Raw genomic sequence first — 13,225 nt, 5'->3', positions numbered from 1 at the left:
TGCGACATGCAAGGGATAGAGGGCCACGCGTACCGCGTCGCCCGTCGGTCCCTTCAATACGCCGGGAGACAGCCATGCGACATACCGTGATTGGTTTATTCGACACTTATTCCCAAGCGGAAAGCGCCCGGGACACACTCGTTCAAACCGGCTTCGCCCGCGAAACGATCGAATTGCAGGCCTCGCCTGAACCGTCCGTCGGCTCGGCAACCGACGAAGTAGCCGGCTCGGGCGTGCTGGCGAATATCGAGCGCTTTTTGTCGAGCCTGTTCGCCACCGGTTCACGCGCGCCGGATACGGCGCGTTATGCCGAGGCCGTGCGGCGCGGCGCCGTGCTGGTATGCGTGAACGCTGCGAGTGAAGCGCATGCCGATCTGGCGCGCGAGACGTTGACGCGCCTTGGCGCGCTCGATATCGGCGAACGGGTCCCGGACGGGAATGTGGATGCGGCCCCGGGTCGCGAACATTCGGTGCTCGACGAACTCGGCATTGGCACCATAAGGTCGGGGACCCCGCATTCGTCTAGCGTGGCGCCTTCGGCAACAACGGGCGCTGGCGTGCCGGCACCTGGCGTCGTCACCCCGGACCCGGGCATGCCGATGGCCGATCCGCTTTACACCATGCCGCCGGGCAACATCGACGCCGAGCCGTTCGTGCCGCCACCGATCACCGAGCGACCCGTGCTCGATCCGGTCAATGAACCGGTGACCGATCCGCTGGTTGGCGATGCGGGGCGTAGCGCGATCGCAGCCGGCTCGATCGGCGGATCCGGCGCGGTGATGCAGCCGTCGGAGCCGGTCCCCGACAGTGCGCATCCGACCTCGGGTTTGAGCGGCCAGATTCCGAACGAATACCTCGAGTACGAGGAAGATTTTCGCTCGCATTACGACGAACAATACGCGGAGGAAAATTCGCGCTATGAGGACTATGTCCCGGCCTATCGCTACGGCGCGGAAATCGGCCAGGACGCGCGCTTTCGCGATATGCGGTGGGACGACGCGGAGCCGGAAGTACGGCGTCAGTGGGAAACGACGGCGCCGGATAGCGGCTGGGAGCGATTCAAGCTCGCCGTGCGTCATGGCTGGGAACGGGTGACGGGACATCACCACGTGTAGCGTGCGACGGCGGCTCGCCCGTGAACCGATGGCGGCCGCCGGGTACCGCGCGCGTGCATGGCAGGCTTGTGATGCGCCGGCGATCCGGTCGCGCGCCAGCACGAAGAACGGAGGCCGTTACGCCGTCTGGCGTTTAACCCATGCAACGTAGCGGTCGACGAAGGTCTGCAGAAATTTGCGCGTGCCATCGCTGACGATCTCGCCTTTTTCGTTGATCAGCGACAGGTCGTGTTTGATAAAAACCTCGGGCTGCCCCAGCGTGGCGACGTCGAGATAGGTCAGCACATTACGCAGATGCTGCTGGGCCAGCGCCGTGCCCGTCGCGCCGACCGACGTGCCGATCACCGCACCGGGTTTGTTCCCCCACGAGTTCGTGCCCCACGGGCGCGAACCCCAGTCGAGTGCGTTCTTCAGGACGCCCGGGATCGAACGGTTGTATTCCGGGGTGACGAACAACAGGCCGTCGGCCGCCTCGATACGCTGCTTCAATTGCTTGCCGGCTTCGGGATAATCGGCATCGTAATCCTGGCTGTAGAGCGGCAGCGAGCCGATGTCGATGAACTCGAACGTGAAGTCGGATGGGGCAAGCGAAATCACGGCTTGCGCCAGATGACGGTTAAACGACTCGCGACGCAAGCTGCCGACGACGACTGCAATGTGATAAGCCATGGTTCGTGTCCTCGAGTGGGATGCGCGGAACGCGCAAGCAGGTAACGCATGTTCATCATAGGCAAAAGCCGCGCGGGGAGCCACGGCGCGGGCGATGAGGACCGTCGCTGAGCGCCACTGACTGACCGCCTGTCGCGGGAGCGACGGCGAGGCGCCGCGACCGGTGGATAACTTTATCGGTCGCAAAAAGTTATCCACAGAATCACTGAATAACCTTGTGGATAACTGGTACTTTTGCCTTGTCAATCAAGCACGCTTTCGGGCTAGGACGATTTGAGGCAAATCGTAGGCTTCCAATGGATGGACGGCAGAAAGGCACGCTGGCGCGAGTACAAATGACCGGTATCGGAAAATTCTGCGGGACGATGTCGCTGTGGGGGAGATGGCAATCGACGACGGTTTGAACTCGCAGCCCGAAACACGCGCTTGATAAAAAGGCGCGCGGATTACCCGTCCGGCGCCACCACAGTACGAGCGCGCCGACTTCGCATCTGCGTAATCAACGGCTTACTCGGGCACGGCGATGTCGCCATCCACCAATTGCCAACCGTACCGCTCGGCGTAGGACTGCGCGTCGTCGGCTTCGTCGAAGAAGGGCATGTCCGCATGACCCTGGAACGGATAGATCACCCGATCGTCGCTCAAGCGGATCACTTTTAGCGTCGGCACGGTGCCGCTCGACGTCCGCCGTGAAGACGCCGACACCTGATAATTCTCGCGGCCGACTAGCGCCGGAACCTGCGCTCCTTGCGAGCGTTTGGAAAGGTGACTTGCCATCGGTGCGCGCTTTAAAGCCCAGCGACCGACTGATCGGCAATCATGCCGTCGATCACCCGTTCGGCGTAGCTCGTCGACGCAATCCGCGCGGCGCCGGCAGCGTCGAACGGGGAAGCGCTCGGTACCTGAAACAGGCGGCTGCCGGTCACGACATGGTCGCTGCCGCGTCGGCAGATTCGCACGGCGGCGTCGTAGTGGCGGGCGCCGTCGCGATCCCTCGGCTGGTGCGGATAAACCAGCGGATAGATCTCGAGTCCTCGATAGTGTCGAATCGTATTGTTCATGACGGTCGTCTCCGGTGAGGGCTTTCGTGGAACGCTATCGCAACAGCAAACCGAGCGACTGGCAGACGACGTCTTCACGAAAACACGGTAATTGATCGACGATGCGCGCAAGCGGCGGCCGCTTTCAACCAGGCCGCCTGACGACACCGCAAAGCCGAGTAGGAGGAACGGGACCCTGTTCGGAGCAGGGCGCGGTGATGCGAAGCGTTTGCGTCGGGGACTGCGCGAGCGCGCAGGAGAACTGCAAGCTGTTGACCCACTGTAACACGTCGATAGAGTGAGCATTGGACGCATTTACGCATCAGGCGCGAGTGTTGCTTCGTAGTGCCGCGTAAAGAGTACCGTCCGGTTTCACGGGCGGATGCTCTTCTTACGTCCGCCGTTCAAACGAAAAAAGGGCGCCGCTGGCGGCGCCCTTTGCTTCGAAAATCCTCGACAAAACTTTGCTGCGGACAGTCTGGCGCTGGACAAATGAAACGTCTGGCGGCAAGCCGTTCGCCGTTCGGCTTAGTTACCGAAAAACACGTTGCAATACGATGCCGGGCCGTTGCATTGCGCCGGTGCGGCTGCGTGCGCAGCGCCGGAAGCGGCCGCAAACAGGGCGACGGAAGCGATCAGGGCAGACAGAATGCGTTTCATGGTGCTACTCCTCTTCAGCGTTTAGTTCGCGATCAGGGCGATCGATGGAGGGGAGGATAGCGATTCAGTGTCCGCCTAAAAACATCAAAGTCGCGAAGACATCTTTTCGCAAAATGAAACAATTAGAATTAGCATGCGTGCTGGATCAATTGCTGTCGTGCTGGTCAGCTTGTGGGCTGTAGGCGAATGACGACAGCGCATGCTCACGAAATTGATTTCAATTTTCGCAATAATGTTTTTTCTGTCATAACTTCCTGCCGTGGCTCGACTAACTTCATCTATCGTGCGTCGGCGGGACATATGTTCAATACCGATTCGACTGCGTTGGGGCTTGGAGCACAATGGCGCTCGACTCTCCCCATTGCGCAAAACATCCCCCTCTATGAACCACCAAGACGCAAGAGAAAGCGCGCGACACCCGCGAGCACGGCGACGGAGCATGCCATGGCGCAAGTAAGCGGGCCGGCGCTCGACGATCCCGTTTATCTGACGCAATTGCGGCGTGACCTGGTGCGCTTCGCGCGTTTGCAGTTACGCGATGCCGCAGCCGCGGAAGATGCCGTCCAGGAAGCACTCGCCGCAGCGTGGACGCAAGCCGATCGCTTCGCGGCGCAGTCGGAGCACAAGACCTGGGTGTTCGGCATCCTGCGACACAAGCTGATCGACACGCTGCGCGCCCGGCAACGGACAATCAATTTGTCCGCGCTGGAATCCGAACTCGATGGCGAAGCATTGCTCGATCGCGAGTTGTTCAAGGACAACGGCCACTGGTCGCGTGAAACCAAACCGCGTCCATGGCCGACGCCGGAAACCGCGCTGCGTCGGCAGCAGTTCTGGACGCTGTTCGAAATGTGTCTGGAACACCTGCCGGAACAGATCGGGCGCGTGTTCATGATGCGCGAATTTCTCGATCTCGAAACCGATGCGATTTGCACCGAACTGAACATGACCGCCAATCATTGCAGCGTGCTGATTTACCGCGCGCGCTTGCGCCTGCGCACTTGCCTGAGCGAAAAAGGCCTATCCAGCGAGGATGCGAATGGGGAAGTGTAAAAACATCACGCGCTTGCTGTCGGATGCGCTGGACCGCCGTTTAACGACCGGCGAATGGGTCGCGATCCGGCTGCATCTGCCGACCTGCAGCGGCTGCCGCAACTACCGCAAACAGATTCGTTTGCTGCGTGTGGCCGCACGTTCCATGAGCGGGATTGCTACGCCGGGCGCCACCAACGGCGACGATTGACGCGCGGCGTAGTGCAGTAGCGACGCGCCGAATGAGCGGTGAGCTCGATGTCGGCACGCGCGTTCGTGATTCACCGCTCGGTGGGCGGTGTGTTCCGATAACGATCGAAATAGTTAGCGTGCGCCGCCTCGTCGATCGAGATGGGAAACGGTTCGATACGCGCGGGATGCTTCTGGAGCTGCGCGCGCGTGCGTATCGGCCGATGCTGGAAATTACCGCCGCAGTTCGGACACACGTTACGCAGCGTGCTGAGCGCGCAGACCTCGCAGAACGTGCATTCGTAAGTGCAGATCATCGCGTCGGGCGCGTGTGGCGGCAGTGACTTGCCGCATCCTTCGCAGGAGGGTCTCAGTTCAAGCATGGCGGCTCCGTGTCGACAGGGGAGCGAGGTGCGCCGCACCTCGCCTGGCCACGCAGTGTACGTCGCCTTCTCACGCAGGAATTGACAGCCGTGCCGCAATTCCTGCCAATCCGGCCGCGACTAGCCTATTGCCACCTCACGTCAGCACACCCCACAGCACCAGCGTAAGCGCCAGGCCGACCACGGAGACGATGGTTTGCAAGACCGACCAGACGAGCACGGTCTGCTTCAGTTGCAAGCCAAAATACTCGCGCACCATCCAGAAGCCGGCGTCGTTCACGTGACAGAAGAACACCGAACCTGCGCCGATAGCGAGCGCCATCAGCGAATTGTGCGTCGCGCTGAGGCCGGCAACGACAGGGGCGACGATCCCCGCGGTCGTCGTGGTGGCGACCGTTGCCGAACCCGTCGCCTGCCGCAGCGCCACCGCGATAAGCCACGCCAGCAGGATCAGCGGCATGTGCGCACCGACCGCGATCTTGCCGATCGTCGTGCTGATGCCGGCCACGACGAGCGCCTGCTTCAGTCCGCCGCCGGCACCGATGGTCAGCAGCAGCGCGGCGATGGGCGGCAGGCTCTTGCGCAGAATGCCACCGACGCGGTCGCGCGCCATGCCACGCGACCAGCCTAATGCGACAACCGCGAACAGCACGGTGAGGCCGAGCGCGATCAACGGTTCACCGAGGAAATTCAGCGCGTCGAACAGGAACGTTTCGGGGTGAAGCAGCAGCTTCGCGACCGTGCGGCCCAACATCAGCACGACGGGCAGGAGAATCGTGATCAGCGAGATGGCGAAACCCGGCGGCTCGGCGGTGTCTTGCTGCGCGGTGAACAGCTTGCCCATTTCTTCGGGCTCGGCGACATGCATCCGCTTCGACAGCCAGATGCCGTAGAGCGGACCCGCGAGAATCACAGCGGGAATCGCGACGATCAGGCCAAGGCCGAGCGTCAGGCCGAGATCGGCGTGCAATGCACTGACGGCGATCAACGGGCCCGGATGCGGTGGCAGCAAAGCGTGCAACGTGGTCATGCCGGCCAACGCGGGGATCGCGATACGTAAGATGGGTTGTTGCGAGCGGCGCGCCATGACGAAGATGATCGGCACCATCATGACGAGGCCGACTTCGAAGAACAGCGGCAACCCGATGATCAGCGCGACGAGCGCCATCATCCACGGCAGTGTGCGCGGCGTCGAATGTTTGAGGATGGTCGAGACGAGCCGATCGGCCGCGCCCGATTCGGCCATCAGCGCACCGAGCATCGCCCCCAGCGCGATGATGATGCCGACGTCGCCGAGCAATGCGCCGGCGCCTTTGCTGAACGCGCTGGCTACCGCCTCGAGCGGCAGCCCCGCGGCAAAACCCGCAGCAAACGTGCCGACCAGAATCGACAGGAACGGCGCGAGCTTCAGCACGCTGATGAAAACGATGATCAGTGCGAGCCCGAGCACGCACGACAGAATGAGTTGGGTGTCGTGGGATGACCACGGCGCGAGTGTTGTCGTCAGATGCACGGTGTCCCTTTTAAACGATTGACGCATCCACGGCCGCCCGCGGATGACGGATTGTAGCGGGGCGCGAGTGCTCGTTGCAGGGAGCGCGGCGGATTGGTGAGTGGGGGTGGCCTTTGCGGGTTTTTCGGGCGAAGCGGTAATTGGGTTATATGAATTTAGCGGCTTGGACGGCAAATTGAGAAATTAACGTTGGCGTCGGTGGGTTTGTGGTCGCTATTGTTTGGGTGCATTTTTTTGTGTGCGTTTTTTATGTGCCGCTAGCGATGGGGCGCTCGGCGTGCTGGCCTTCCGTGGTGGTGTGGGCGCTTTGGCTTTGTTGGACGCGGCTGGATTGTCTGCTGTGTCCAAAATCGGTTTGGGCCGCTGATGCGCTTCATGCTGCGGAATGTCGAATCGGCGATGGTCGTGAAGATGGTGACGGAGGATGCCGCGTTGGTGACGGAGGGACGCTGCGTTGGTGACGGAGGGACGAAGCTGCGGCTAGGGCACGCTGCTTGAACGGCGCGCTTTGCTGGTGTGCCAAGTCCGCAGGTCCGGTGATGCGTTTTCCCGCCGATGTGCTTTCGTGACCCGTCAGGCGAAAAGCGCCGCGATGTTTTCTGGCGGCCGGCCGATTACCGCGCGACCATTTCGCACGACGATAGGTCGTTGCAGCAGGATGGGATGTTTAGCCATTGCTTCGTATAACTCCTCGTCGGTGAGCGCGGCGTCGGAGAGTTGGAGTTCTTTGTATTCGGCTTCCGTGTCTCGAATCATCTCGCGGACCGGGCAGCCTAGCTCGGCGTTCAACTGCTTGAGTTGCGCGACGGTGAGCGGCTGCTTCAGGTACTCGACAATTTCCGTTTGTTCATTTGCGACGTTGTAGGTGCTGGTGAGCAACTCGCACGCGGCGCGCGATTTTGAGCAACGGGGGTTGTGGTAGATGGTGATCATGGTCGGGTGATTTGTTGCGGTTGGTGTTCTGGTGGCGCGGCGCTTTCTTCTGATGGATTTTAGCGGGTCGATTGGTTTCGGCGCGGCAGAAGGTGGGCGGTGGTTGTCGGAGGCTGGATTCTATTGGGGTGTCGCGATGGCAGTTCGCGCAGGCGAGAGGTGGGTCGGTGGGTGGGTCGATAAGCTGTGTGGGCGATCTCGCGAATTGGTTTTTTTGTGATTCGTCCACAAACTATTTGCGGAATTTCGTGTTCCGAGTGATGTTCCGTGTTCCAGCGTGAGATACGTGGACGACTGTGTTTGGTAATTGAGGTGCGCATCGCGCCATAAGGTGCGGCTGTTAGGAGGCATCAGGCCGCCCGGCGAAATTCCGATCGACGGCGTGGACCTAGTCACTGCATGCGTGGCTCGTTTTGAGCTGCGAAAGTGGGAGGGGCAGTTGTATTTTCCCGTACTCGGATGCCCGCGGAGAGGGCGTGGACGATGATCGTCTGGTGTGTGTCGTCGTTTCAGTCCGACAGCGCTTCGACAGTGCCACTTTCGGTTTATGCGCATAAAGCGATCGGCGGCGGTCCGCCGTTTCTTCTAAACGACACGCCTTCGCCGCCGAAAGATGGTCGCATATGGCTATGCCACGTGCTCCGTGCAGGTGGCGAGCACAGTGAGGTCGCAGGAGACTTTATGCGCATAAAGCGAGTGGCCCGCATCTGCCGCCGCGAACCTGTCCGCATTTTTGTGTGCGAGGCGGGTCAAAGATTTCTAGCCGCATGCGAGCGTGAATCGCTCACCAAACGGAATGGCAAACTGGTTCATCGCCGCTGCCTTCTCCTGCCAGCTCTTCGAACACGCGCACAACCGCGCGCCGCGCACGCCAATATTCGACAGAGCCATCGCTCTCGTCATCTAGGCGGGAGAGCCCGACGCGTCGACGAAAATCGGCACCGGCAACACTCCTCCTGGCGTCGTCAGATCCGGCGACAACTGCGATCGTCACCCCGTTATGCACCACGGGCCTAACCAAGCACAGCCAGCCTTCCGTGCGTTCCAATCTCCGTCCCACGATTACCCGCTCAAGGCCCTCGCGCCGCTTTATGCGCATAAACCTATCCCGAACGGTTAATTCAATTTAGTTTTATCAAAAACGATTGAATTGCGAATTCATCCAGGTAAAATCCTTTTGCGTCTAAAAAGAGGAGGTGAAGATTGGCAGCAGAAATCATCGCGGTAACTCAGCAAAAGGGTGGGGTCGGGAAGAGCACGATCGCGATGCACCTCGGCGCTGCGTTTCATGAGAAAGGCAAACGCGTCCTCGTCGTCGACGCAGATGGTCAAAATACCCTGATCCACTGGGCCAGCGCATCATCGGACGGCGACACTGGCATCCCATTCCCGGTCGTCAACCTGTCCGAAGCCGGCAGCCAGATCCATCGTGAGATCAAGAAATTCGTTTCTGACTACGACATCATCGTGGTCGATTGCCCGCCATCCATCACAGAGAAGGTGTCGGGCGTCGTGCTATTGGCAGCGAGTGTCGCGGTAATTCCCACTTCGTCATCGCCAGCAGATTATTGGTCGAGCATCGGCTTGGTGAAGCTTGTTCAGCAGGCTCAAGTCATGAACGAAGATCTCCGCGCCGTCTTTTTGCTCAACAAGACCGAGGAAAAACGGATGCTCACGCGCGAACTGAAGCGCGCGCTGGAAGAACTCGGATTCCCGCTGCTGAAGACACAGATCCCGACGCGTGAGGCCTACAAGCAGGCCATGGCGCTAGGACAAACAGTCCTTCAGATGAACGATCGCGGCGCCAAACTGGCCGCCATCGAAGTACGGGCGTGCGCGAACGAGATCGCCGCCCTGCTCCCGTGAAATTTATGCGCATAAAGGACCCTGAATGAAACCCTCCCAATTCGCCAAAGGCTTTCAAGCACGTCCTGATACGACCAGCAGCGAAAAGCGAACCGCGCTCGATCGTTTGAATGCCATCGACGGTCTGGTCAAGAACGGCCCGAAGGGCGGTGAAGTGCCGAGCCGTCCAATGCCATCCGTCATGCCGCAAGGCGTCTCGGAAGTCGACACGATCGATTCCCCCGATGAATCGGCGGCCTATCGCGCGTGGCGGCTCGAGCATGGTTATCGGCCGGGCCAGGTGATCGATCTTGCGCTCAAGACGATCAAACCAAGCCCGTTCAATCCGCGGCACTTCTATCTGAAGACATCGATCGCCGAGCTCGCCGTGAATCTGGCGAAGCAGGGACAGCAGCAGGCGATTCACGTCATTCCCGATTACGACAATCCCGGCACCTACTTCGTCAGCGACGGTGGCCGGCGTGTACGCGCTCTGAAAGAAGCGAACAAGGAATCGGTGAAGGCGATCGTCATCGATTTGCCGATCGGTATTGAGAGCTACAAGCTCGGCTACGACCTCAACGTCCAACGCGATTCGCAAACGGTGTTCGACAACGCCGTCGTCTGGAAACGCTTTCTCGACGACCGCCACTTTCAAAGCCAGAAGGAGCTGGCCGAGCATCTCGGCCTGGACGAATCGACCGTTGCGGTCGCCCTGTCGATCGCCAAGTTGCCGGAGGTCGTCATGCATGAGATGGTCGCGCGCCCGGACCGCTTCGGCTCGAACATGGCCTATCAGGTCGGCCGTTACCACGGCGCCCGGGGCGCCGATGCGACGCTGCGTCTGATCAACAAAATTCTCTCGGACGATCTCAGCACCCGGCAAGTTGCGGACATCGTCAAAGGTCGGGCAAGCGCGCAGGAAAGCACCAAGCCGGCTGGCCGGCAGCGCTACGCACAGCGCCTCGAGATCAAACTCGAAGGCGTCTCGGTCGGCGATCTCAAATCGTATGGGGATGATCGAATCGAACTGCGCCTGAAGGGGCTCACGCGTGAAAAGCGTGACGACATCCTTCGGCAGATTGAAAAGATGTTGAAGTAACGGTCAGGAAATTCACAGCGTGGAAAGGGGACCAGAGTGAGCAGCAAGTTGCAAACTCTGGTCGACAGATAGCAAGCAGTCAGGCCGCCGTTCCGCTAAATAATTACGCCGCGCGCGATTGGCTCAGCGTGAAGGCAAGCAAGTCGCCATCGGTAGGCTCACCCCAGGTCTTGCGGGCCAGCCAGTCGAAGAATGCCGTCTCGACGATCTTCGAATCCAACCCGCGACGGCGCCAGTCGTCGCGCATGTGAGTGCCCAGGCCCGGCAATTCGTCTTCTTCAAACGACTGCCGCGCGATATCCCGCTCCGACTCACCTTGCTCGTTGTACAGCTCGTACGCTTCCTTGCGACGATGCGCAGAATATTCGCTGAGCAGCCGGGCCTTGAGATCGTCGGCCGGCGCCGCGACCGCCGCCTTGCCACCGGAGCCGGAAGGCAGCGCTTCGACCGGCGGCGCATAACCCTTTTTCAACGCGTCCTTGAACAGCGCCGGCGCACTGCGCACAGCCGGTAACGACGTGCTGCGCATGCGCTGCTCGGTCATTTGCAGCGCGGCGCGAATCCGGTTTTCCTCGCTGTCGGCATACAGCGTCTGCGCTTCTTTCAGCGGAATGCCGATCTTCACCATCCGGTCGACCAGCGTGCTGTCGAATACGTTCGGGTGTTCGTCGAGCGCGAGCATAGGTTGCTTGCGTTCGGTCACGCGAAACTGGATTTCGGCAACGCGCCGTCCTTCACGGTGTTCGATCAATTCGACGAAGATGTTCGTGACAGCGTTGACCTCGGCAATCGCCGGGCGTAAGTAATCGCGCTTGAAGTACTTGTATTCGCGCTTTGCTTCGTCTCCGGCTTCCGTGTCCGGCGTACCGGACAGGATAGGGCGCCACCATTCCCAAGTCTCGCGCATGGTCAGGTGACTCGGGTTGGTCAGATAGCGCACGCAAATTTCATAGAGCGCCAACCCCGCGCTACTACGCAACTGGCTCTGAAACTGCAGACTCAGCCGGGCGTATTGAACCGGATCGAGCAACTTCTTCTTGATCTTCGGCGCGAACGAAAACTCAACCCACACGCGACGCGTAGTGGGATCTTCGAGAATTTCCGCGTCGGCGATCAGCGTGGAAATACCCCACTTGCGGCCGGGCTTCTGGCTGGACGTGCCGGTGCTCCATTCGACTTGCACCGACACCATGCGCCGCAGATGTTCTTTGACGAGTGCCGTGTCGTTGGAATCGAATGCCGAATTGGCAACGATGTCGGACAGCAAAGCCCGATACGTGTCGCCCGACTCGTCAGCTTGTTGAGCGACGGCGAGCAGCACGTTGAATAGCTTGCGGGTCAGGAGGGTGATTTTGCCGCTTTTGGGCTGAATCGCGATCGCCTCGACGGCTTTACGCAATTCCGCCGAGCTCGGGCTGACTACATCGGTCTTCTTCGCGCGCTTCGTGGCCATGCGTCAGGTCGAGGAGGGATTTGGCGAGAGCATACCGGCTGTGGTGATACCCGTCTATAGCGTGCGTCTCACCGTTCCGGGTGAAGTGAGTTTACGACGCACGACTCACCTCGAGCGCCTCCCGAAAAGCCTCACCTCAGCTGTCAGGCGCCAGGTTGGGGCTGTCCTTGCAGGTCGCGGCCCTGGCAAATTCCGGCCTTTTCCCTCGCCGGCGCGAACAGTGGTGACTTGATCCCGAATCTCCTCACCTTAAAAAATTTCCGGAAATTTTGCCGCTCGCACACCGGACTGAGCCAGACGAACTGATGCCGATCCGTTTGGCCGAAGCGCCCCTCCTCGAAGAGACTCACGCCTTCGGTAGGGGAGGGGACGGCCCCGCCTGAACCACATCAAAGGCGAACCCCGACATCACATTCGGTGCGACGGACGGCTGGAGTAAATCCACAACACGAAACCGTCTGCAAGCCTTCTAACTACGCGCTGCCAAGTCTGCAACGCCTGTACCGGCGGAGCCCCGCCCCGCAGGGCGCTCGCCCGCGACCAGTCAGCAAGCTCGGATTGAGCCTCAGACGGTGCTGGCGATGAATCGTCGGTACGCGATTCATTTGCAGCGCATCGCGCTATCGCAGCAACGCAAGCGCTCCGGCCACGCGACGTCGGCCGCAGACAGCGCTGCGCAGCGGTCACTTAAAGCTGCCGCAAAAGCCGTCTGCCACTCATGCGCCGGCAGCGAATCGACCAACGCCCCCCGAAAAGTCTCACCTTACCGGCGGCACAAGACACGGAACGACGCGGCCTCTAGCGTGGTGGGGCGCAAGGATCGCGAAAAAACTCTCCCGAAAACTCTCACCTTTGAGCCACGCGGGTAATAAAAAGCTTGCCTCAAAAAGCCTCCCGAAAAACCTCACCACTCCAAAATTCCGTGAAAATAGTACATATATTCAATAGGTTACGAAATCACGCCTGTGAGGAATTTCGCTTCCACCTCCCGTAAAACCTCACCTAAAACGACTTTCTCGTCGAAATAGAACACATCCGATCCAGCCACAAAGGTCCCGAAAAACCTCACCTTTGAAATCCAACGGACAAAACACCCGGCGCAATTCATCTACGTGTGTAGGGCATTTCCGAGCGATTCGGGCCGTTTTGATCCTGTATTTCCTCACCTCAGCGATCCAAACCAGCTCAAAACACTCCCGAAAAACCTCACCTTTGGCAAAAATCGGAAGATCTGAAGTCTGGTCGATCGCGTCGATTCGTATCTCCCGAATTTCCTCACCTTTGTCAAGCG

The 13,225-nt window shown here is 60.1% G+C and carries 12 protein-coding genes and 2 pseudogenes; 6 read left to right on the top strand and 8 right to left on the bottom strand.

The window, feature by feature from the left end; translation table 11 throughout:
* Positions 1-74 precede the first annotated feature (74 nt).
* Positions 75-1,115, top strand: coding sequence for a hypothetical protein (locus tag BX591_RS17710; RefSeq protein WP_111932683.1), 1,041 nt, complete (start codon positions 75-77; stop codon positions 1,113-1,115).
* 117 nt (positions 1,116-1,232) lie between these two features.
* Here the strand turns inward: BX591_RS17710 and BX591_RS17705 are convergent, their stop codons facing one another.
* The 3 genes from BX591_RS17705 to BX591_RS17695 form a co-directional block, all read right to left on the bottom strand.
* Positions 1,233-1,784, bottom strand: coding sequence for an NADPH-dependent FMN reductase (locus tag BX591_RS17705; RefSeq protein WP_111932682.1), 552 nt, complete (start codon positions 1,782-1,784; stop codon positions 1,233-1,235).
* A 507-nt stretch (positions 1,785-2,291) separates the two neighbouring features.
* The gene (locus tag BX591_RS17700; RefSeq protein WP_111932681.1) at positions 2,292-2,561 is read right to left on the bottom strand and encodes a DUF6723 family protein; all 270 of its coding nucleotides are present in this window, start codon (positions 2,559-2,561) and stop codon (positions 2,292-2,294) included.
* Between the two features lie 11 nt (positions 2,562-2,572).
* Positions 2,573-2,845, bottom strand: a complete 273-nt coding sequence (locus BX591_RS17695; protein WP_111932680.1) for a hypothetical protein — start codon at positions 2,843-2,845, stop codon at positions 2,573-2,575.
* A 1,083-nt stretch (positions 2,846-3,928) separates the two neighbouring features.
* Between BX591_RS17695 and BX591_RS17690 the strand changes: the two genes are divergently transcribed.
* Together BX591_RS17690 and BX591_RS17685 are read left to right on the top strand one after the other, a co-directional pair.
* Positions 3,929-4,537 carry an RNA polymerase factor sigma-70 gene (locus BX591_RS17690; RefSeq protein WP_111932679.1) on the top strand — a complete coding sequence of 203 codons (609 nt, stop codon included), beginning with the start codon at positions 3,929-3,931 and terminating at the stop codon, positions 4,535-4,537.
* Positions 4,524-4,727, top strand: coding sequence for a zf-HC2 domain-containing protein (locus BX591_RS17685; protein ID WP_111932678.1), 204 nt, complete (start codon positions 4,524-4,526; stop codon positions 4,725-4,727). The genes BX591_RS17690 and BX591_RS17685 overlap by 14 nt, the downstream gene beginning before the upstream one ends.
* A 70-nt stretch (positions 4,728-4,797) precedes the next feature.
* Here BX591_RS17685 and BX591_RS17680 read toward each other — a convergent pair whose 3' ends face one another.
* From BX591_RS17680 to BX591_RS37160, 4 genes are all read right to left on the bottom strand, one after another.
* Positions 4,798-5,088, bottom strand: coding sequence for a DUF1272 domain-containing protein (locus BX591_RS17680; protein WP_111932677.1), 291 nt, complete (start codon positions 5,086-5,088; stop codon positions 4,798-4,800).
* 136 nt (positions 5,089-5,224) lie between these two features.
* The gene (locus BX591_RS17675) at positions 5,225-6,601 is read right to left on the bottom strand and encodes a GntT/GntP/DsdX family permease (protein WP_111932794.1); all 1,377 of its coding nucleotides are present in this window, start codon (positions 6,599-6,601) and stop codon (positions 5,225-5,227) included.
* Positions 6,602-7,174: 573 nt separating this feature from the next.
* Positions 7,175-7,534, bottom strand: a complete 360-nt coding sequence (gene arsC / locus BX591_RS17670) for an arsenate reductase (glutaredoxin) (RefSeq protein ID WP_111932676.1) — start codon at positions 7,532-7,534, stop codon at positions 7,175-7,177.
* 759 nt (positions 7,535-8,293) lie between these two features.
* A complete protein-coding gene (locus BX591_RS37160; RefSeq protein WP_276330772.1) occupies positions 8,294-8,425 on the bottom strand; it encodes a hypothetical protein in 132 nt (43 codons plus the stop codon).
* A gap of 312 nt (positions 8,426-8,737) precedes the next feature.
* On the opposite strand from BX591_RS37160, the gene parA reads away from it, so the two are divergent.
* The 3 genes and pseudogenes from parA to BX591_RS17660 all read left to right on the top strand — a co-directional run.
* The gene (gene parA, locus BX591_RS17665; protein ID WP_012428795.1) at positions 8,738-9,400 is read left to right on the top strand and encodes a ParA family partition ATPase; all 663 of its coding nucleotides are present in this window, start codon (positions 8,738-8,740) and stop codon (positions 9,398-9,400) included.
* A gap of 25 nt (positions 9,401-9,425) precedes the next feature.
* A pseudogene (locus BX591_RS37360) lies at positions 9,426-9,536 on the top strand (ParB/RepB/Spo0J family partition protein); the annotation flags it as partial.
* Positions 9,537-9,614: 78 nt separating this feature from the next.
* A pseudogene (locus BX591_RS17660) lies at positions 9,615-10,481 on the top strand (ParB/RepB/Spo0J family partition protein); the annotation flags it as partial.
* Positions 10,482-10,584: 103 nt separating this feature from the next.
* Here the strand turns inward: BX591_RS17660 and BX591_RS17655 are convergent.
* Positions 10,585-11,934 (bottom strand): replication initiation protein, encoded by a 1,350-nt coding sequence (locus BX591_RS17655; protein ID WP_111932674.1) that lies wholly within the window; start codon positions 11,932-11,934, stop codon positions 10,585-10,587.
* Positions 11,935-13,225: the final 1,291 nt, after the last annotated feature.

The organism is Paraburkholderia bryophila, from assembly GCF_003269035.1.
In the GTDB taxonomy this organism is placed as follows: Bacteria; Pseudomonadota; Gammaproteobacteria; order Burkholderiales; family Burkholderiaceae; genus Paraburkholderia; species Paraburkholderia bryophila.
Note: the sequence above shows the minus strand (reverse complement) of the source record. Positions and strands in the feature narration are given on the sequence as shown.

Bases quoted from the DNA above. Each gene is read 5' to 3' on its own strand.
- BX591_RS17710 (WP_111932683.1), top strand. From the start codon at position 75: ATGCGACATACCGTGATTGGTTTATTCGACACTTATTCCCAAGCGGAA.
- BX591_RS17705 (WP_111932682.1), bottom strand. From the start codon at position 1,784: ATGGCTTATCACATTGCAGTCGTCGTCGGCAGCTTGCGTCGCGAGTCG.
- BX591_RS17700 (WP_111932681.1), bottom strand. From the start codon at position 2,561: ATGGCAAGTCACCTTTCCAAACGCTCGCAAGGAGCGCAGGTTCCGGCG.
- BX591_RS17695 (WP_111932680.1), bottom strand. From the start codon at position 2,845: ATGAACAATACGATTCGACACTATCGAGGACTCGAGATCTATCCGCTG.
- BX591_RS17690 (WP_111932679.1), top strand. From the start codon at position 3,929: ATGGCGCAAGTAAGCGGGCCGGCGCTCGACGATCCCGTTTATCTGACG.
- BX591_RS17685 (WP_111932678.1), top strand. From the start codon at position 4,524: ATGGGGAAGTGTAAAAACATCACGCGCTTGCTGTCGGATGCGCTGGAC.
- BX591_RS17680 (WP_111932677.1), bottom strand. From the start codon at position 5,088: ATGCTTGAACTGAGACCCTCCTGCGAAGGATGCGGCAAGTCACTGCCG.
- arsC (WP_111932676.1), bottom strand. From the start codon at position 7,534: ATGATCACCATCTACCACAACCCCCGTTGCTCAAAATCGCGCGCCGCG.
- BX591_RS37160 (WP_276330772.1), bottom strand. From the start codon at position 8,425: ATGGCTCTGTCGAATATTGGCGTGCGCGGCGCGCGGTTGTGCGCGTGT.
- BX591_RS17655 (WP_111932674.1), bottom strand. From the start codon at position 11,934: ATGGCCACGAAGCGCGCGAAGAAGACCGATGTAGTCAGCCCGAGCTCG.